Here is a 19,715-nt window from a genome sequence, read left to right on the forward strand (position 1 = left end):
AGAACGCCGCGCCGAGCGGGCAATATCCCGAGACGAACGGCGAGACCCGTAGAAACTAGAAAACGAGTCCTAGAGAGCAGGCTCGGGACTGCGGCAACCAGTATCTTGGCAACCCAGCCCAAAACACTTCGTTTCGAAACCGACGGCATCGCTAGTGCCGGATGGCAGCAACCTTGCTTCGAACAAATTTGGTTCATCCCGCAAAGTGTCGACAATGGCAAAGTGAGAACCCGCCGTGAATTTTCGGCAATGAAACGTAACCGCGCCTCGCGTTGTTCGCGAAAGAGGCAACTATAGCTACTGACACCGCCAGTGGACGATCAATATGCAGAAACAGGCAAATCTCACACTGCTTGAGCGCACCGAGCGCGCGTTAGTCATACTAGCCTATTTCATCGAACTCGACGGTGATGTGCATCTCCCCATGTTCGAAAAGTTCGAGGCTGAATTTGCTGAATTGAAACAAGCTGAGACGGCGCGCAGTCGTGCGCGGCGCCTGCTGAACCACTACAGCCGTGACGGTGGAGTGAACGCGATCGACTGCAGAAACTTGAGTTTCAACTCTAGTGGCGGACCATAACCGTATCTCGGCTTACCGGATTCCTGTCCGATCAGAGTTAACGCGGACCCTAGTCGAGTGCCGGACAATGTCCCGCTTGTCCAATGTGGCGAACTCCAGTGGGACGCGGCGAACAAAATGCCAAACGCCGTTCCGCCGAGTGAGGGAGTCAGGCATGACCCACCTCACTGTGGACGAAATGTTGGACGTTTTGTTGGACGCTTTTTGAGTCAGTTGGCGGCTCCAGTCTGGAAATCTCCAGACGAGCCTACCGTCCACTTTGCCCGGATAGCCGGAAATATTTGGTAACTTCAAGTTTTTGCCTCCGTATGGAGGCTCGCAGGGATCGCCGGATGCTCTTAAAGATTGGCGGAGGGGATGAGCATGTGTGGCGCTCCCTAGGGGAATCGAACCCCTGTTTCAGCCATGAGAGGACGACGGCAAACCCACGCTGTAGGTTTTGGAACGTTGCATCCAAGTGGAAAGCGGCTCTCAGTGTTTGAAGTTTGATGCGGGAAGCTCATCCGGCGTGGTGTTAGCCCTCGTGCAGGAGCCGGTGGTGAAAGGCTAAGCTCCGCTGCGATGTGTTCTCAAGGGCTTAAAACTGGCTTGCTGGGATAGGATTTGAACCTATGACCTTCAGGTTATGACCCTGACGATTGCCGAAAGGGTTATTCAACATGCTGGCCCGCGCGCCAGGCCATCTCCCAGAAGTCTGCCTCGAGCCGGGTGGCTTCCTTGAAGATCGCAATCAGCTCTGCCTCGCGGGCCGGCGTGGTGTAGAGATCGGCGAGATGCTCTAGGTGCAACCGCGCTTTAGCCGCGACCTCCTGGTACGGCACACCGGCGTACTCGGCGATCCAAACGCGATAGGAGTTCGTCGCGGCGTGCGCATTGGGGCGCGAGGCGAGCCGCGTTGCGATCTCCGCGTACCCGATCACGCAGGGGGCAAGCGCCACCTTGAGTGCCAGCAAATCGCCGCGCATTCCGGCGTCGAGCACGTAGCGTGTATAGGCCAGCATCTCGGCCGCCGGAGGGGCTTGTTCAAGGTCGCTCGGAGACAGCCCCCATCCGGCACAGAGCTTCACATGCAGGTTCATCTCGACATCAAGGATGGCCGAGAGGCCGGCCGCTGCTTCACGCATGTCGGCAAGTTTGGGCGACTTGTAGACCGAGAGCGCGTAGGCGCGAGCAAACTCGATGAGGAACAGGTAATCCTGAGCGAGGTAGTGACGAAACGCCGCTTCGGGGAGCGAATTGTCTGCCAATCCGTTCGTGAAGGGATGCTCGGTGTAGGCCCGCCACTCAGCGGATGCTTCTGTCTTTAGACGCTCGAAGAAACTCACGATCTTTTTCGCCTGGCTTGCTTTTTTTGACCGTCGGCTCGCTACCGGTATCGCGTTGCAAACCGGGTGAGCACTGACCTGCTGCGATCAGCTGGTAATTCGCTTGCCGTCGGTCGACGGGACTGACGTGCGCTCTCACCCTATCACCGGCGCGAATAGCGCAAGGACTCGAGCGCAATTCATCAAGTTAAGTGAAGTCGCAGACCGTACTCGAACCTGTGGTTCCGTCATTACGAATGATTGGTTGTCGACGCAGACCGCGTTTCCGTCGCCGTGGTAGCTACGCGGTAGCTAATGGCTTTTGGCATCGAGCGAAGGTTAAGATAAGTTATTGATTTTGCTGGTACAGTTGGGTGGGCTCGAACCACCGACCTCCTGTTCCACAGACAGGCGCTCTAACCAACTGAGCTACAACTGCATCGCGACGCGCGGCCCCGCGCGATGCGGGGGCGGCGATTTCGGGCGGAAACTAGGTGCAACGCCGGTTTTTGGCAAGGCCGTAACGCACCCTATTTGCACCTCGGATGGACGCGTTTCGTCGCCAATCTAAAAGAAAAGCCCGGGCCGCGCGGCCCGGGCCTCGATGGGTGTTCTCGCAGGCGGCCGATCAGGCGGCCGGCTTGTAATACTTCGAGGCGTTGGCCTTGATCGGCTCGGCGGCCTCGGAGGCGACCTTCTGGCCGAGCTCGGCGAGCTCCTTGGCCTGGGCGGTGTAGGTCTCGAACTGCTTGCGGGTGTGCTGGGTCCACAGCTCCATCACCTCGGCCGGCGACTTCACGCCGAACAGCTCCTGGGCGAAGTCGAGCGAGGAGGTGGTGTTGGCCTTGAAGAACTCGATCAGCTTGGCAGAGTACTCGCTGGCGCCGCGGTTGAACGAGGAGAACACGGCCTCGACGGTCGAGTTGTGGGTCTCGGCGGCGTCCTTGAACTTGGCGTAGCTGTCGCGAGCCTGCGACACGCCCTTCTCGGCGAACGCGCGCATCTGCTCGGGAACCTCGAACGGGACGATCGAGGCGGAAAATGGATCGGACGGGTTGGTCATGACGTGCATCCTTCGCAACGGGTAAATCGATGTGACCGCTCGCGACGCCCGGGACCTGGAAAGACCGGGACGTTAGAGGTTGGTCACGCTGCCTTGGTTCACGGGGGTGCCCTTCGTCGGGCCTGCCTAATAGATACCCATATCATGTCAATTTTGTGCAACGCAACGTGAAATCGCTGCAATGCCGCAACCTTTGACCGTACTCATGGGCCGCCGGCGCCGCGCCGCCGGTTGTGTCGGACTTCCTTGAGGTTGTGCCCGAGGCCGCCCGCGGACGGCCTCGGTTCTCGGTCGGTTCCCGATCGGTTCTTCGGAATCAGTTTTTGGGCTTCACCGCGTCCATCGCCGCGCGGCTGATGATCTGGCCCATCTCGCTCGCCTGCTCGGTCAGCGCCCGCATCTGGCCCTGCACATAGTCGCCGTGCAGCTTCATGATCTCGGTTAGATCCCTGGCCTTGAGCAGCGATTGTGCATAGTCGAGCGAGACCTGCACGTTCTTCTCGGCATAAGTGAGCGCCCTGGCGGAGATGTCCTTGGCGCTGGCGCGCACATCGGCGTTGCGCTCCTCGATCCGCCCCGCGGCGGCCTGGGTCGAGGCGACGAATTGTTCAAACGCCTTGCGCGCCTGGTCGAAGCTCGATTGCGCCATCGACCGCATGTGCTCTGGGATCTCCTTGGGAATCTCGAAATGATCACGCCCGTTGTCGCTCATGGTCGCGCTCCTTGATGGGTTTCCTTTGGCTGGTGCCCGCGGCTGGGTTGTCGGCAGCCGCGATGTGCCGCAGCGCAGTAAAAGCGGCGCCTTCGGTTCCGCACGCCTGTTGCAGCGGCTCATCGACACAACGCAAAGACGCTGTGGATCGTTCAGCCAAGTTAACGTTATCCCACCATAGACGTGGGCAGATCGCCCTCGGCCGTGGACCTGCCGTGGCGCGCTTGCGATACTAACGATCTGTTAAGGCTGCCATCCCCGGCCGTCAGCAGGGATGAAAGCCCAACCCATGCGGTCAAGTCTTGCGTAATGAATGACGCGGAATTCCAGATCCAGGCGCTCGGCGATTTAAGGCTCGCCGATCATGCGGCGAGCGCCCTGCCCGCATGGCTGTGGTCGGCCGACGGCGCGCGGATCCTGTGGGCCAATCCGGCCGGCGCGCAGGTATTCGGCGCCGCTGACAGCGCCGAACTCGCCAGGCGCAGCTTCGGTCCGGCCGACCCGCACCGCCGCCAGGTTGCCCGGCTCGGCCACGGCCTCCCTGCCAATGGCGCCGTGCGGCTGGAGCGGCTGCGCGGCTTTGGCGCGGCCCCCGGCGGGCTTGCGACCTGCGGCTGCGTGCGGATCGATCTGCCCGACGGCAGCCATGGCACGCTGGTCGGCGCCGTCAGCGCGATCGGCCGCATCATGCCGTTCGCCGAGCGGCTGCAACGGCTGGTCGCCGGGCTCGACCGGCCGGCCGCCGCGTTTGGCGCCGACGGTCTTCTGATCGCGAGCAACGAGGCGGCGCGGCCGCTGCCCGGCCTGCATGATCTCACCGAAGCCGGCCTCGCGGCAATGCGCACCGAGGCGCTGAAGGACGGCCGCTCCGCGGCCAGCGTCCCGCTCGGCCGCGTCGTGCTGCACCGGATCGGCCGCGGAGCCGATCGCGCGCTGATCGCGCTGATCAAGCCGGCGGTCAACGCCGCGCAGCCAAAGCCGGACGCAATCGCGCAACCGGCCGCAGCAGAGGAAGCGGTCGCGGCGGCGCCAGCCGCCTCCGAAAGTGTCACGGCACCAGTCGAGCCGCCGCCACCACCTGCGATCGAACCGGTCGTGCATGAAGCAGCATCGCAGCCGGCGGCCGATGCCCCCTCCTTCACGCTGTTCGATGCGCTCGACCCGGAGACCCCCGCAGCCGAGCCGATCGCGAATGCGCCGCAATCAGAACCGGTGGAGCCGGCGCCTGAGCCCGCGACAGCAGAACAGGCGCACGCCGAGCCCACACCCGCACATCTCGAGGCCGCTTCCGACGAAGCACCGATGGGCGAGGAGTTGCTCGCAGACGCACTGGTCGAGATGGCGGCGGACGAGGATGCCGAGCCGCTCGCCGCGCCCGATCTCGCAGACACCGCGAGCGAGCCGGTCGAGACACTGCCGATGCCGCCGGCCGATCCCGTCCCGTCGCCCTATGCGATCGCGGATCTGCCCGCGGCGACACAAGCCGATGAACCACCGATTGCGGCGCTCGCGCCCGCGAAGCTGCCGTCCTGGCAGGACGAGCCGCTACCGCCGCGGCGGCATCCGCTGCGCTTCATGTGGCAGATGGACCATGAGGCCCGCTTCTCGCTCGGCTCCGACGAATTCACCCGCCTGATCGGCATGCACACGGCCGCAGGCTTCGGCCGGCTCTGGAGCGACATCGCCGAGAGTTTTGGGCTCGATCCCGAAGGCCGCGTCATGCAGGCGTTCAAAAGCCACACCACCTGGAGCGGCATCACGCTGAACTGGCCGGTCGATGGCGGCGGGCGGCTGCCGGTCGAGCTGTCCGGCCTGCCGGTGCTCGATCGCAACCGGAATTTTGCCGGCTATCGCGGCTTTGGTGTGTGCCGCGACCTCGACGGGCTTGCGCGACTCGCCGCGTTGCGCCGCTATGAGTTCTTTGGTGGACCGACCGTGCCGCAGCCGCTGTCGGCGGATGTGGCGCCGGCGCAGCCCATGGCCGATGAGCTGCCGCCGCATGACCATGCTCCGCCCGTCGCGGAGCCGCCGCCCGACACCGATGCCGCACCAAACCTTGAGGAACTGACCGAGCCGATCACACCAGAAGCGCCAGCCCCAGCCGATCCGGAACACGCCGTGGAAACGCCCCAAGATACGCACGAAGTGCAAAAGGACAAGCACGAAGTGCCAGGCGAACCGTCGCACCAGGTGCACGATGATCCGCCGCCCGCGTTGCGCGACGACACGTCGCCGAACGTGGTGCCGTTCCGCCTCGCCGGCGACACGCGGCCGCCGTCGCTGACGCCGGTCGAGAACAACGCCTTCAACGAGCTCGCGCGCCAATTGTCGGAGCGGCTCGAGCGCGACGCCATTCTCACCGCGACGCCGGACGAGAGCGCCGCCACCGCGGAGCCGGTGGCGGAGCCGCCGCCTGCTCCGAGCGAGCCGACGCAGGAAGAGCCGCATCAGGACGTGCTGGCGCCCGCGCAGCAGGCCGCATGGCTGGCGCAGCCCGAGCCTGCGCCGCACGGCACCTCGCGGCGCGACCGCGCGCTGCTCGACCTGCTGCCGGTCGGCATCCTGATCTACCGGCTCGACCGCCTGCTCTATGCCAACCACGCCTTCCTCGCCCGCATGGGCTACGACAGCCTGCATGCGCTGGAAGCGGCCGGCGGGCTCGATGCACTCTATGTCGAGCCGGGCGTCTCGCAGGCGAGCAGCACATCGGGCACCGGCACGCCGGTCACGATCTCGACGACCCCAAGCGCGGACGATCAGGCGCAGCCGATCTCCGCCGAGGCGCGGCTGCACACCGTCAACTGGGACGACGACTCGGCGCTGGCGTTGATCTTCTCGCGCACCCATGACGAGGACGCCGCGGTCGCCGCCGCTTTGTCCGAGCCCGAGCCTGTGGTTGCGCCACCGCCGCAGGCCGGCCAGGCCGATGCCGAAGAGTTAGGGGCGATCCTCGACACCGCGGCCGAGGGCATCATCATGTTCGATGCCGAAGGCACCATCCATTCCTGCAACCGCAGCGCGGAGGCGTTGTTCGGCTATGATGGCGACGAGCTGATCAAGCACAATCTCGCCGATCTGTTCGCGCCGGAGAGCCAGCACGGCATCTTCGACTATCTCGCCGGCGTGAAATCGCCTGGAGTCGCCAGCCTGCTCGACCACGGCCGCGAAACGCTCGGCCGCGTGCGCCAGGGCGGCCTCATCCCGCTATCGGTGACGATGGGCCGCACCCGCGCCGACGGCCCGAACTTCTTCGCCGTGTTCCGGGATCTCTCGCAGTCGAAAAGGAGCGAAGGCGAGTTGCACGAGGCGCGCCGGCTCGCCGAACGCGCCGCCAATGCCAAGTCCGATATGCTGGCGCGGATCAGCCACGAGCTGCGCACGCCGCTCAACGCCATCATCGGCTTTGCCGAGGTGATGATCTCGGAGCGCTTCGGCACGCTCGGCAACGAGCGTTATGCCGAATACATGAAGGACATTCGCGCCTCGGGCGAGCGCGTGATCGCCATCGTCAACGATCTGCTCGATCTCTCGCGGATCGAGACCGGCAAGCTCGACCTCGCCTTCGCCAGCCAGAACCTCAACGAGATGGTGGAGAGCTGCGTCGCGGTGATGCAGCCGCAAGCCAACCGCGAGCGCATCATCATCCGCACCTCGCTCGCGCATACGCTGCCGCCCGTCGTCGCCGACGCCCGCGCGCTGCGCCAGATCACGCTGAACCTGATCGGCAACTCGATCCATCTCGCCAACGCCGGCGGCCAGGTCATCGTCTCGACCGCGCTGTCCGATTTCGGAGAGGTGATGCTGCGCGTCCGCGACACCGGCCAGAGCCTCAACGACAACGAGGTCGCCGCCGCCCTCGAGCCGTTCCGTGCGCCGGCACCGTCAGACCAGGCCGGCTCCGGCGGCGTCAGCCTGTCGCTGACCAAGGCGCTGGTCGAAGCCAACCGCGCCAAATTCCAGATCAAGACCGCCGGCCGCGCCGGCACGCTGATCGAAGTGGTCTTCTCGCACGCGACCGCGCGGGCGTGAGGGAGCCTGACGAGCGTGCTCACCTTACGTGAGCGCGGAGCGACATCGCGTACAGCTCACCTCGTCGCTCACACCGCCGCGGTCTGCCTGATCGCCAAAAACTCCCCGATCGTATCGAGGAACAGTTTTGGCGCTTGCAGTTGCGGGACGTGGGCGCAGCCCGGGATGATCCGCAGGCCGGCACGCGGCAGCCCGGCGGCGAGCTCGTAGGACATCGGCAGCGGCGTCGCCTCGTCGTATTCGCCGACCACCACCAGAACCGGCACGCTCACCCCAGCCAGCTCGGCGCGCAGATCGAGGCTTGCCAGCGCGTCGCAGGCCGCACGAAACACGGCGAGGTCGGTGCGCAGGAACGCTTCGCGGCGATCCTGCATCAGCGCGGGATGCTGCGCCTGGAAATCCGGCGCAAACAGCCGGCGCATCGCGATGTCGGTGATCCCAGCGAGCCCCTTCTCGCGCGAGACCCTCGCCATGGCGCGAAACGCCTCGCGGCCCGGCTCGTCGAACGCGGCGCCGCAATCGGCAAGAACGAGCTTGCCGGCGATCGCCGGCTGGCGGATCGCCATCTGCAGCGCGACGAACCCGCCATACCCATTGCCGAGCACGATGGCCGGCATGCCGCCGGCCGCATCGTGCACGGCATCCGCCATCCGGTCGGCGACGGCGGCCAGCCCGCCTTCGACCGCGCGCGATCCGCCGAACCCCGGCAGATCCGGCACGATCAACCGGAACGATCTGACAAGCTCAGGCACGATCGCATCGAAGCTCGCGCGATCCGACAGCAGCGAGTGGAACAGCACCAGCGGCGGCCCCTCACCCGAAACTGCTGCGCTGACGGTACCGCTGGCGAAAAGCCTGTCCATTCCGAGCCTCTTTCAAAGAATTCACGGCGTCACAAATACGCGAGCCGCCGCTTCGACCGCGATTGATACCCGAAATGCCCAACATTTCAAGGATTGAGGGCTTGACGTGATATTTCACGGCTGCAAGATTATAGACAGGAGGCCCAGCCAGCCGATGCTTTTGCGCGAGAATGTCTACGAAAGCCTGCGGTCTGATATTTTATCATGCCGGTTTGCGCCTGGCGATGAAATGCGCGAGCAGGAGTTGGCCGAGCGCTATGCCGTGAGCCGGCAGCCGGTCCGCGACGCGTTGCTGCGGCTCGAGCGCGAGCATCTCGTCACGGTGCAGCCGCGGCAGGGCTACCGGGTCAATCCGATCTCGCTGTCCGACGCGCGCGACCTGCTGCGCTTCCGCCTTGCGCTGGAGCCGGCCTGCGTCGCTGAAGCGATCGAGAGCGCGCCCGACAGCGTGCTCAAATCGCTCGATGAGTTCCGCCGCTTCGCCGGCGACCATGAGGACTTCATCGCCTATAACCGCGGCTTCCACACTGCGCTGGCGCACGCCTCCGGCAACCGCCGCATGGCCAGTGCGCTCTGCGACCTGATCGGCCAGGCCGACCGGTTGGTGCGGGTCAGCATCTCCAACCTCAGGGGCCACGATCCGGCGAAGCTCGTGGCCGAACACGCCGCCTTGATCGACGCCATGCAGCAGCGCGAGGCGCGCACCGCGGGGCGCATCATCAAGGCCCACATCGCCGACACCGAGAAGCGCGTGCTGCCGGCGCTGAAGCGCAACGCCGTCATCGTCGAAGAGAAGTCATCATGAATGTTTCGTCCAGGCCGGCGTCGATCGACGTCGAGATCCACGGCAATTTCATCGACGGCCGCGAGGTCGAGGCGGGCGACGGCGCGATGCTCGACGTCCGCAATCCCGCGACCGGCGAAATCATCGCGCGGATCCCGAATTCGACCGCTGAAGACATCGATCGCGCCATGAAGAGCGCGCGTGCCGCCTTCGAGGGCAAGGCCTGGGGTGGCATGGATATCCGTGCGCGCGCAAGACTCGTCAACAAGCTCGCGGATGCGTTCGAGGTCAATCTCGACAGCCTGTACCGGCTGGAGACGCTGAATAACGGCCGCCCGATCAACGAGACCCGTGCGCAGCTGTCGCGCCTGCCGGATTTCTTCCGCTACTTCGCCGGTGTCGCGCTGTCGCGCCGCGACTCCGTGATCCCCGTCGAAGGCGCCTATCTGAACTACACGCTGCGCACGCCGATCGGCGTGGTCGCCAACTGCACGCCGTTCAATCACCCGCTGATGATCCTGTGCAAGTCGCTGGCCGTGGTGCTGGCGACCGGCTGCGTCACCGTGGTCAAGCCGTCGGAATACACCCCGCTGACGACGCTGAAGCTCGCCCAGATCTTCTCCGAGGCGGGCCTGCCGCCCGGCGTCTTCAACATCGTGCTCGGACTCGGCCAGAGCGCCGGCAGGATGCTGGCCGAGCACGGCGACATCAACAAGCTGGTGCTGACCGGCGGCACCGAGGCCGGCCGCATCGCCGGTAGCGCGGCGGCAAAAGTGTTCGCGCACCAGACCATGGAGCTCGGCGGCAAGACGCCGGTGATGGTGTTCGACGATTTCGACGTCGACCGCGCCGTCAACTACGCCGCGTTCGGCGCCTTCATCGGCGCCGGCCAGACCTGCGTCTGCGCCTCGCGCCACATCGTGCAGGCCTCGATCTACGACGAGTTCGTCGAAAAGCTGCAGGCCAAGACCCGCACCATCCGGATCGGCGATCCCTTCGATCCGAACACCCAGCTCGGGCCGGTGATCTCGGCGCGCCAGCGCGACCGCGTGCTGACCTATTCGGCGTACGGCCGTGAAGACGGCGCCCGGCTCGTCACCGGCGGCGTTGCGGCGAAGGTCGCAGGTCATGACAACGGCTATTTCGTCGAGCCGACCGTGTTCGCCGACGTCCGCTCCGACATGCGCATCTTCCAGGAAGAGGTGTTCGGCCCGTTCACATCGGTCACGCCGTTCAAGGACGAGGCCGACGCGCTGCGGCTCGCCAACGACTCGCCGTTCGGCCTGGCGGCCGCGATCCGCACCCGCGACGTCGCCCGCGCCCATCGCGTCGCCGCGGCGGTGAAGGCCGGCATCGTCTGGATCAACGACCATCACCGGCTCGACCCGGCCTCGCCATGGGGCGGCGTCGACGATTCCGGGATCGGCCGCGAATGCGGCACCGAAAGTTTTGACGACCATTTCAACACCAAGAGCGTGATGGTCGCGACCCACGAGCAGCCATTCGACTGGTACCGCGACACGGCCAGTCAGAAACGATTGAACTAAAGCGCATTGCAGGCGGCACAGCGCTCACAGAAGGCGGCCGCATCATGAGGAAACAGTCAGGGGAGTAAGCGGACATGTCGACATCGGTCAACGCGGGCGGCCGTCTCGATCGGCTGCCGGTCGGGCCATTCCACCGCCGGATCATGCTCCTGATCGGCATCGGAATGTTCTTCGACGGTTTTGACATCTACATCGCCGGCACCGTGCTCGGCGTCACCTTGAAGACCGGCTTCTCCACGCTCGCCCAGAACGCCGCCTTCATCTCCGCGACCTTCGTCGGCATGATGCTCGGATCGTTCGGCACCGGCTTCCTCGGCGACCGCTACGGGCGCCGCTTCACCTATCAGTTCAATCTGCTGATGTTCGGCATCGCCTCGCTCGCGGCCGCCTTCGCGCCGAACATGGCCTTCCTGATCGCGTGCCGCTTCGTGATGGGCGTCGGCCTCGGCGCCGAGAACGTGGTCGGCTACTCGACGATGACCGAATTCGTGCCGGCCCGCAGCCGCGGCAAATGGCTCGGCTTCACCGCGGTCTGCGTCGTGACCGGCCTGCCGGTGGCGCTGCTGGTCGCCTCCGTCGTGGTTCCCACGTTCGGCTGGCGCGCGATGTTCGTGCTTGGCGGCATCGGCGCCCTGATCGTCTGGTACCTGCGCAAGTCGCTGCCGGAATCGCCGCGCTGGCTCGAGGCCGTCGGACGCAACGCCGAGGCCGAAGCCTTGCTGCAGGCGATCGAAAAGGAAGCAGCCCAGGGCCAGCCCCTGCCGCCGCCTGCGGCGGCGTCTCCGGTGCCGGTGTCGCCCGATCTCGCCACGCTGTTCACCGCGCCGCTGCTGTCGCGGATGATCGTCGGCTCGGTCTGCCTGATCACCATCAACACGCTCTTGTACGGCTTCGTCACCTGGCTGCCGGTGTTCTTCATCAAGCAGGGGCTCTCGATCGCAACGTCTTTCGGCTATTCGCTGCTGATGGCGCTCGGCGCCCCGATCGGCTCCGCCATCGGCGCGCTGACCGCCGACCGCTGGGGCCGCAAGCCGACCATCATCGGCGCCTCCTTGATCACGGTCGCGATCGGGATCGTCTATCCGATGATCTCCGATCCGATCCTGCTGCCGGCGGTCGGCTTTGCACTGACGGTGCCGATCTACGTGCTGGTCGCGCTGCTGTTCGGCGTCTACATCCCCGAACTGTTCCCGACCGAGGTGCGGCTGCGCGCCTCCGGCATCGTCAACACGCTCGGCCGCGGCGCCACCATCGTCACCCCGTTCCTGGTGGTGATGCTGTTCGAGGCCCGCGGCGTCGCCGGCGTGATGGCGCTGATGATCGGCCTGCTCGTGCTGCAGGTGGTCACGGTGTGGGCCTTCGGCATCGAACCACGGCATCGCAGCCTGGAAGAGTTGAAGGGCGACGATGCGGCGCCGGAGCTGGTCAAGCAGGTGACGTGACCGCCCGCTTCGCGTGACTCCCTTCGTCATTCCGGGGCTCGCGAAGCGAGAGCCCGGAATCCACGTCACCAGACTACGTGCGCTTCAACAGAAATCCATCAACAACGTCGTCCTGGCGAAAGCCAGGACCCATTGCTCCAACGATCAATTGTCGCGCGACGCCGGGGCCACGATTCCGTTCACAACCAGGTTCGGTGGTTATGGGTCCTGGCTTTCGCCAGGACGACCACGGTGTTGAGGATCGCGCGGGACGGATCGTCGATCGTTCCGCCGCGACAATCTCACGTGTTCTTCAGCGCGACGCGGAATTCGGCTTCGGTCTTGGCCTTGACCTCGTCGAGCGTGACGCCGTCGGCGAGCTCGATCAGCGCCATGCCGTCCTTGCCGTGCTTGTCGATGGTGAACACCGCCAGATCGGTGACGACCATGTCGACCACGCGCTCGCCGGTCAGCGGCAGGTTGCACTGCTTCAAGAGCTTCGCGCCGTCCTTGGCGGAATGCTCCATCACCACGACGACGCGCTTGACGCCGGCGACGAGGTCCATGGCGCCGCCCATGCCCTTCACCATCTTGCCGGGGATCATCCAGTTGGCGAGGTCACCGTTCTGCGCCACCTGCATGGCGCCGAGGATCGACAGATCGATATGGCCGCCGCGCACCATGCCGAAGGAATCGGCCGAGGAGAAATAGCTGGTCGAGGGCAGCTCGCTGACGGTCTGCTTGCCGGCATTGATGAGATCGGCGTCGACCTCGTCCTCATAGGGGAACGGGCCCATGCCGAGCATGCCGTTCTCGCTCTGCAAATTGACGTCGACGCCGTCGGGGATGAAGTTCGAGACCAGCGTCGGGATGCCGATGCCGAGATTGACGTAGTAGCCGTCGCGCAATTCCTTGGCGGCGCGGGCGGCCATCTGTTCACGGGTCCAGGCCATGAGGCTCTCCTGAAGAATTGGGTTTTTAGTTGCGCATGATCTTATCGGAAAACCGGTCCCCACTTTTCCGGATCATGCGCTATGCGGCGGGCCGCGGGCGGGTGTTGCGGAACTCGATCCGCTTGTTGCCCGTACCGACCTCGATGATGCGCTTGACGAAAATGCCGGGGGTGTGGATGTGGTCCGGATCAATCTCGCCGGCCGGCACCAGATGCTCGACCTCGGCGACGGTGACCTTCGCCGCGGTCGCCATCATCGGGTTAAAGTTGCGCGCGGTCTTGCGGTAGACCAGGTTGCCGGCGGTGTCGCCCTTCCAGGCATGGACGATGGCGACGTCGGCGAACAGGCCGCGCTCCATGATGTATTTCTGGCCGTCGAATTCCTTCACTTCCTTGCCCTCGGCGATCAGCGTGCCGACCCCCGTTTTCGTGTAGAAGGCGGGAATGCCCGCACCGCCGGCGCGGATGCGCTCGGCCAGCGTGCCCTGCGGATTGAATTCGAGCTCGAGCTCGCCGGCGAGATATTGCTGGGCGAACAGCTTGTTCTCGCCGACATAGGACGAGATCATCTTCTTGATCTGGCGCGTCTCCAGCAGCCGGCTCAAGCCGATGCCGTCGACGCCGGCATTGTTGGAGACGACCGTCAGGCCCTTGACGCCGGACTCGCGGATCGCGTCGGACAGCGTCTCGGCGATGCCGCAGAGGCCGAAGCCGCCCGACATGATCATGATGTTGTCCTTGAGGAGACCATCGAGTGCCGATTTGGCGTCGGGATAAACCTTGTTCATGCAGCAAATACCTGATGGAGGGCGCGGAACGGCCGTGATCAAGAGGATTATTAGGCGAAATCTTCGCAATGCGTCAATCACGGCCCCGGTGCGGCGACGGGAGGCAGGGGCCGGCATCAACATGGCCTTGAAAGCGTCAAGAAAAGCCTTCAAGTTGCGGGGGTTGGCACGGGCGCCGGGACAAGAGTCCACCGTGTTCGACAACGACCCCACAACCTCTAAACCGACCCGGACATGTCATTGACGATGGCCCAAGGAATTAAGCGCCTCGGGATGCCGATCGCGGCGCTTTTCGGCCTCGTGGTCATCAGCCTGGTCGGAACATCCTGGTTCCTCAACCGGGACGCCTTGCAGCGCGCGGTGGAAGCGCAGATCCGCGCGGTGACCGGCCTCGAGCTCGTCGTCAACGGCACGATCGATGTCTCGGTGTTTCCGGGCAGCTATGTCTCCTTCCACGATGTCGGCCTCAAAGGCGCCGACACCAGCGATCCCGCCCTGCAGGTCGATGTGCTGACCGCCAATCTGCGGCTGCTGCCGCTGTTGCTGCGGCGCTTCGAGATCGCCGACGTCATGATGCTGCGTCCGCATATCCATGTGGTCCGCGACACCGCCGGCGACAGCAACTGGACACCGTTCGTCGAGACCATCGCGAAGACGATGACGCCGGGCGCCGAGAACCAAGTGTCGTTCTCCGAGATCCGGATCCAGGACGGCGAGCTGAACTACGAGGATACGGCCAACCACATTTCCGAGCAGCTCGGCGACATCGATCTGTCGCTCGCCTGGCCGTCGATCTCGCGCTCTTTTGCCGCAACCGGCCAGTTCGACTGGCGCGGCGAGCGCGTCGACGGCTCGATCAGCGCCAGCGACTTCCTCGCGCTGCTGTCGGGCGAGCGTTCCGGCCTCAAGGCACGGCTCGCCAGCGCGCCGCTCAAGGTCGCGTTCGACGGCACCGTTGCCAACCGCACCAGCGTGATGATGGAAGGCACCGCGACCATGGATAGCCCATCGCTGCGCAACGCGCTGCGCTGGATGGGCCAGGCGCCGCCCGGCGGCGGTGGCGGCTTCGGCCGCTTCGCGTTGAAGGCGCGCGCCAATGTGGTCGGCGCCTCGGTCGCGCTCACCAATGTCAATGTCGAGCTCGACGGCAATGTCGCCGAGGGCGTCATGACCTACGCCAATAACGGCCGGCAGACGCTGCAGGCGACGCTGGCCGCCGGCAATCTCGACTTCACGCCCTATATCTCGACCTTCCGCCTGCTGGCGAGCGGCCAGCGCGACTGGAACAGGCAGCTGTTCGATCTGTCCTCGCTGTCCTCCACCGACCTCGACATGCGGCTGTCGGCGGCCCGCGTGACGGTCGGCCCCTCCAAGCTCGGCCGCACCGCGTTCGGTGCCAATTTGCGCGGCGGTGCGCTCGCGCTCAGCGTCGGCGAGGCCCAGATGTTCGGCGGCATCGCCAAGGGCTCGTTCGCCATCGCGCGCTCGGACGCGGTCGCCGACGTCAGGGCGCAGATGCAGTTCACCGACGTCGATCTGCAGGCCTGCGCCAGCGAATTGTTCGGCATCAACAAGCTGTCCGGCCGCGGCAATCTCAACGTCTCGCTGATGGCGTCCGGCTCCAGCCCGTTCGGGCTGGCCTCCTCGCTCGACGGCAACGCAACGCTGAGCGGGCATGACGGCGCGATCGCGGGCTTCAATGTCGAGCAGCTGTTGAAGCGGCTGCAGAAGCGGCCGCTGTCCGGCGGCGGCAATTTCCGCTCCGGCTCGACACCCTATGACAATCTCAACATCTCGGTGAAATTCGCCGACGGCATTGCCACCGCCGAGGACATCCGCGTCGAGGGACCGGCGGCGAAGATCACGCTGACCGGCACGGCCTCGGTGCCGGCGCGCGAATACGACCTCAAGGGCACCGCCAGCCTGAGCGCGGCGGCGGCCGGCGGCAAGGCCTTCGACCTGCCCTTCGTGGTGCAAGGCCCGTGGGACGATCCGCTGATCTTCCCCGATCCGGACAGCCTGATCCGGCGCTCGCCGGGCGCCAGCGAACTGATGGACTCGATCAAGGACAGCAAGGCGCGCGACGCCGTGCGCTCGGTGCTCGAGCGCTTCACCGGCGGCGGCGCGCGGCAGGCGGCACCGGATGCCGCAGCGAAGGCGCCCGCCAACGGCCCGGCCGCGGCCGCCGAGAATGCGAAATCGAACTGATCAATTCAATTTTCGCATGGATGTGCGGAGACTGATCCACACTGTCGCCGCGAGCCCCTACCGAAGTCGCTAGCCGCGACACCTTTATCCGCTCGCGGGCATGCGCTAGTGTTTTACCCAACCGGTTAAAAAAGCCGGCGTGAAAAGAGGGGAGTCCAACGTGAAATCCAAGGTTATTGGCGCACTTTCGCTCGCGGTCGCGGCAGTCGGTCTGCTGGCGTCCACGGCGCCCGTTTTCGCCCAGGGCAAGACCATCACGGTCTGGTGGGGCAAAGGTTTTTACAAGTCCGAAGACGACGCGCTGCTCGACACCATCAAGAAGTTCGAGGCCAAGACCGGCATCAAGGTCGAACTGTCGCAGTATGCGATCCAGGACATGATTCCGAAGACGGTCGCAGCGCTGGATTCCGGCACCGTGCCGGACGTCGCCTATTCCGACACCTATGACGTGCAGGCGCAGGGCAAATGGGCCTATGAGGGCAAGCTCGAGGACCTTTCGGACGTCATGAAGCCGATCGAGGATCGGTTCGTGCCGAACACCCTGGAAGCGTCCAAGCTCTATGACAACGTCGCCAAGAAGAAGTCCTATTACGGCTTCCCGCTGAAGCAGCAGAGCATGCACGTCCAGATCTGGAACGACATGCTGGAGAAGGCCGGCTTCAAGCAGAGCGACATCCCCAACGACTGGACCGGCTATTGGTCGTTCTGGTGCGACAAGGTGCAGCCGGCGATCCGCAAGGCCACCGGCCAGCGCATCTACGCCGTCGGCCAGCCGATGGGCGTGGAATCCACCGACGCCTTCCAGTCGTTCTACACCTTCATGGATGCCTATCACGTCAAGCTGGTCGACGACGAAGGCAAGCTCCTGGTCGACGACCCCAAGGTACGCGACGGCCTGATCCATGCGCTGAAGGACTATACCGACACCTACATCAAGGGCTGCACGCCGCCCTCCTCCACCACCTGGAAGGATCCCGACAACAACGTCGCCTTCCACAACAAGACGATCGTGATGACGCACAATTTCACGATCTCGATCGCCGCGAAGTGGTTCGAGGATTCGACCAACCCGGCGCTGACCGACGCGCAGCGCGCCGCCGGCAAGCAGGCCTATGAGCACGACATCATCACCGCCTCATTCCCGAAGGCCCCTGATGGTTCGACCATCAAGTACCGCTCCGACGTCAAGACCGGCCTGATCTTTGCCAACGCCAAGAACAAGGCAGAGGCCAAGCAGTTCATCAGCTTCCTGCTCGAGGAAGACAACGTCCGGCCCTATGTCGAAGGCGCGCTCGGCCGCTGGTTCCCGGTGACCAAGGCCAGCCAGGCCAGCCCGTTCTGGCAGGCCGACCGGCATCGCAAGGCGGTGTGGAATCAGTTCACCGGCGGCACCGCGCCGTTCGACTTCACCAAGAACTGGAAGTTCACCATCCTCAACAACGAGAACGTCTGGGCCAAGGCCATGAACCGCGTGGTCAGCGAGAAGGTGCCGGTCGACAAGGCCGTCGACGAACTGATCGCGCGGATCAAGGAGGTCGCGGGGTAAGGTGATAACGTCCAGCGCTCTCAGAACCCGCTCCGTGTCGTCCCGGCGAAGGCCGGGACCCATACGCTGCGGCAGCCGTTTTGGGCTAAGCTGGTCGACGACTTTCGCTCAACAACCGGGGCCTGTGGTTATGGGTCCCGGCCTTCGCCGGGACGACGGCTTGGTTGTGGCCCGCACCTCGTTCCAAGAGTAACCGAATGGCGATCACGCTCACTGGCACCGACGCAATCCCCGCCCCGCCGCTGTCGGCGCGGCTGTCGCCGCCGCAGGTCTGGGGCATCGTGCTGCTCACGCCCTATCTGCTCGTGTTCCTCGCCTTCGTGCTCTATCCGGTCTGCTACGGCCTGTGGCTGGCGCGGCACCCTGCGAGCTATGTCGCGCTCTACAACGACCCGATCTTCGCCCGCGCCGCGATCAACACGCTGATCTTCCTGGTCATCGGCATCAACATCAAGATGTTGATCGCGCTGTTCCTGTCCGGCTTCTTCGTGCAGCAGCGCGGCTGGATCAAATGGCTGTCGGTGCTGTTCATCCTGCCCTGGGCGGTGCCGTCGATCCCGACCATCCTGTCGGTGCGCTTCATGCTCAATCCGGAATGGGGCGTGATCAACCAGCTGATCTTCAAGTTCACCGGCGATGACGGCCCGAACTGGCTGAACGATCCGACCGTGGCGCTGACCATGGCGATCGGCGTGCACATCTGGAAGTCGCTGCCGTTCTGGACCCTGATCCTGATGACCGGGCGGCTTGCGATCTCCAACGACCTGTTCGAGGCCGCCGACGTCGACGGCGCGAGCTGGTGGCAGAAATTCCGCTTCATCACCTGGCCGTCGATGCAGACGCTCTACATCACCTGCACGCTGCTCTCGATGATCTGGACGCTCGGCGACTTCAACAGCGTCTATCTGCTCACCGGCGGCGGCCCCGCCGACCTCACCCATGTGCTGTCGACGCTCGGCATCCGCTATCTCAGGCTCGACCAGCTCTCGCTGGCGATGGCCTCGATCGTCTGCGCGATGCCGTTCGTGCTGCCGCTGGTCTATTTCATGATGAAACGGTTGTCGCGATGAAGCTGCCCACCCTGCGCGAAGTCGGCACCGAAGCGAAACTGCTGCTGATCGGCATCCCGGTCTTCATCTGGACCATGGTGCCGATCTACCACATGTTCGTGTTCGCGATCTCGCCGAAGGAGGACGCGTTCTCGGGCAAGCTGTGGCCGGACCATCCGACGCTGCATAATTTCACGATCGTGTTCTACCAGCAGCACTACTTCCTGCGCGACTTCTGGATCCAGTTCTGGAATTCGACCGCGATCGCGCTCGCCGTCGGCGCGCTGACCTTGTTCGTCGCCACCGCCGCGGCATTCTCGATCTCGCGGCTGCGGGTGCCGGGCGGACGCGCCGTGATGAATCTCGCGCTGTTCACCTATTTCATTCCGGCCGCGTTCCTTGCCGTGCCGATGTACCGCACCATGGGCAATTACGGCCTGCTCAACACGCACTGGTCGCTGATCCTGGCGATGGTGACGATCGCTTCGCCCTACGCGATCTGGGTGCTCAAGCAGGCTTCCGACAAGCTGCCGGTCGAGCTCGACGAGGCCGCGACGATGGACGGCGCCACCACGATGCAGCTGTTCCGCCTGGTCTATCTGCCGCTGATGATGCCCTCGCTGGTCGCGGTCGGCACCTACGCGATCCTGCTCGCCTGGAACGAATATCTCTACGCCTTCCTGCTGCTGTCGAAGGACACCGACATCACGCTGCCGGTCGCGCTCGGCAATTTCCTCGCCGCCGACGATTCGCCGTGGGAGCTCTTGATGACGACCGGCTTCATCTACGCGCTGCCGCCGGCCGCGATCTACTACGTCTTCAAGCGCTACATGGTCGGCGGGTTGACGGCAGGCGCGGTCAAATCGTGA

The 19,715-nt window shown here is 64.7% G+C and carries 15 protein-coding genes and 2 tRNA genes; 9 read left to right on the forward strand and 8 right to left on the reverse strand.

What is annotated here, in order from left to right; translation table 11 throughout:
* Nucleotides 1-325 precede the first annotated feature (325 nt).
* Entirely contained in the window at nt 326-580 is a 255-nt protein-coding gene (locus IC762_RS30865; RefSeq protein ID WP_195785873.1) for a hypothetical protein, read from the forward strand.
* 588 nt (nt 581-1,168) lie between these two features.
* Here the strand turns inward: IC762_RS30865 and IC762_RS30870 are convergent.
* The 5 genes from IC762_RS30870 to IC762_RS30890 all read right to left on the reverse strand — a co-directional run bounded on the left by IC762_RS30870 (nt 1,169) and on the right by IC762_RS30890 (nt 3,659).
* Nucleotides 1,169-1,272 (reverse strand) — tRNA-Met (locus tag IC762_RS30870).
* Nucleotides 1,231-1,905: a thiaminase II gene (gene tenA / locus IC762_RS30875; protein WP_195785874.1), complete on the reverse strand. Its 675-nt coding sequence runs from the start codon at nt 1,903-1,905 to the stop codon at nt 1,231-1,233. The genes IC762_RS30870 and tenA overlap by 42 nt, the downstream gene beginning before the upstream one ends.
* A 341-nt stretch (nt 1,906-2,246) precedes the next feature.
* Nucleotides 2,247-2,323: transfer RNA gene (locus IC762_RS30880), tRNA-His, on the reverse strand.
* Nucleotides 2,324-2,512: 189 nt separating this feature from the next.
* Nucleotides 2,513-2,947 (reverse strand): phasin, encoded by a 435-nt coding sequence (locus IC762_RS30885; RefSeq protein ID WP_195785875.1) that lies wholly within the window; start codon nt 2,945-2,947, stop codon nt 2,513-2,515.
* A gap of 316 nt (nt 2,948-3,263) precedes the next feature.
* Nucleotides 3,264-3,659, reverse strand: a complete 396-nt coding sequence (locus IC762_RS30890; RefSeq protein ID WP_195785876.1) for a phasin family protein — start codon at nt 3,657-3,659, stop codon at nt 3,264-3,266.
* Between the two features lie 309 nt (nt 3,660-3,968).
* Between IC762_RS30890 and IC762_RS30895 the strand changes: the two genes are divergently transcribed.
* Entirely contained in the window at nt 3,969-7,688 is a 3,720-nt protein-coding gene (locus IC762_RS30895) for a PAS domain-containing protein (RefSeq protein WP_195785877.1), read from the forward strand.
* Between the two features lie 68 nt (nt 7,689-7,756).
* Here the strand turns inward: IC762_RS30895 and IC762_RS30900 are convergent, their stop codons facing one another.
* Complete coding sequence (locus IC762_RS30900) at nt 7,757-8,551, reverse strand: alpha/beta fold hydrolase (RefSeq protein WP_195785878.1); 795 nt, start codon at nt 8,549-8,551, stop codon at nt 7,757-7,759.
* Between the two features lie 154 nt (nt 8,552-8,705).
* Between IC762_RS30900 and IC762_RS30905 the strand changes: the two genes are divergently transcribed.
* The 3 genes from IC762_RS30905 to IC762_RS30915 all read left to right on the forward strand — a co-directional run bounded on the left by IC762_RS30905 (nt 8,706) and on the right by IC762_RS30915 (nt 12,324).
* Nucleotides 8,706-9,356, forward strand: a complete 651-nt coding sequence (locus IC762_RS30905; protein WP_195790368.1) for a GntR family transcriptional regulator — start codon at nt 8,706-8,708, stop codon at nt 9,354-9,356.
* Nucleotides 9,353-10,882: an aldehyde dehydrogenase gene (locus tag IC762_RS30910; RefSeq protein WP_195785879.1), complete on the forward strand. Its 1,530-nt coding sequence runs from the start codon at nt 9,353-9,355 to the stop codon at nt 10,880-10,882. The genes IC762_RS30905 and IC762_RS30910 overlap by 4 nt, the downstream gene beginning before the upstream one ends.
* Before the next feature lie 74 nt (nt 10,883-10,956).
* Nucleotides 10,957-12,324 (forward strand): MFS transporter, encoded by a 1,368-nt coding sequence (locus IC762_RS30915; protein ID WP_195785880.1) that lies wholly within the window; start codon nt 10,957-10,959, stop codon nt 12,322-12,324.
* A gap of 281 nt (nt 12,325-12,605) precedes the next feature.
* Here the strand turns inward: IC762_RS30915 and IC762_RS30920 are convergent, their stop codons facing one another.
* Together IC762_RS30920 and IC762_RS30925 are read right to left on the reverse strand one after the other, a co-directional pair.
* A complete protein-coding gene (locus IC762_RS30920) occupies nt 12,606-13,256 on the reverse strand; it encodes a 3-oxoacid CoA-transferase subunit B (protein ID WP_195785881.1) in 651 nt (216 codons plus the stop codon).
* 79 nt (nt 13,257-13,335) lie between these two features.
* Nucleotides 13,336-14,043: a CoA transferase subunit A gene (locus IC762_RS30925; RefSeq protein ID WP_195785882.1), complete on the reverse strand. Its 708-nt coding sequence runs from the start codon at nt 14,041-14,043 to the stop codon at nt 13,336-13,338.
* A 246-nt stretch (nt 14,044-14,289) separates the two neighbouring features.
* Here IC762_RS30925 and IC762_RS30930 point away from each other — a divergent pair, with 246 nt between their 5' ends.
* From IC762_RS30930 to IC762_RS30945, 4 genes are all read left to right on the forward strand, one after another.
* Complete coding sequence (locus IC762_RS30930) at nt 14,290-16,251, forward strand: AsmA family protein (RefSeq protein WP_195785883.1); 1,962 nt, start codon at nt 14,290-14,292, stop codon at nt 16,249-16,251.
* 160 nt (nt 16,252-16,411) lie between these two features.
* Entirely contained in the window at nt 16,412-17,797 is a 1,386-nt protein-coding gene (locus IC762_RS30935; protein ID WP_195785884.1) for an ABC transporter substrate-binding protein, read from the forward strand.
* A gap of 197 nt (nt 17,798-17,994) precedes the next feature.
* Nucleotides 17,995-18,867 carry a carbohydrate ABC transporter permease gene (locus tag IC762_RS30940; protein ID WP_195785885.1) on the forward strand — a complete coding sequence of 291 codons (873 nt, stop codon included), beginning with the start codon at nt 17,995-17,997 and terminating at the stop codon, nt 18,865-18,867.
* The gene (locus IC762_RS30945; RefSeq protein WP_195785886.1) at nt 18,864-19,715 is read left to right on the forward strand and encodes a carbohydrate ABC transporter permease; all 852 of its coding nucleotides are present in this window, start codon (nt 18,864-18,866) and stop codon (nt 19,713-19,715) included. The genes IC762_RS30940 and IC762_RS30945 overlap by 4 nt, the downstream gene beginning before the upstream one ends.

The sequence above is a fragment of the Bradyrhizobium genosp. L genome, assembly GCF_015624485.1.
Taxonomy (GTDB): Bacteria; Pseudomonadota; Alphaproteobacteria; order Rhizobiales; family Xanthobacteraceae; genus Bradyrhizobium.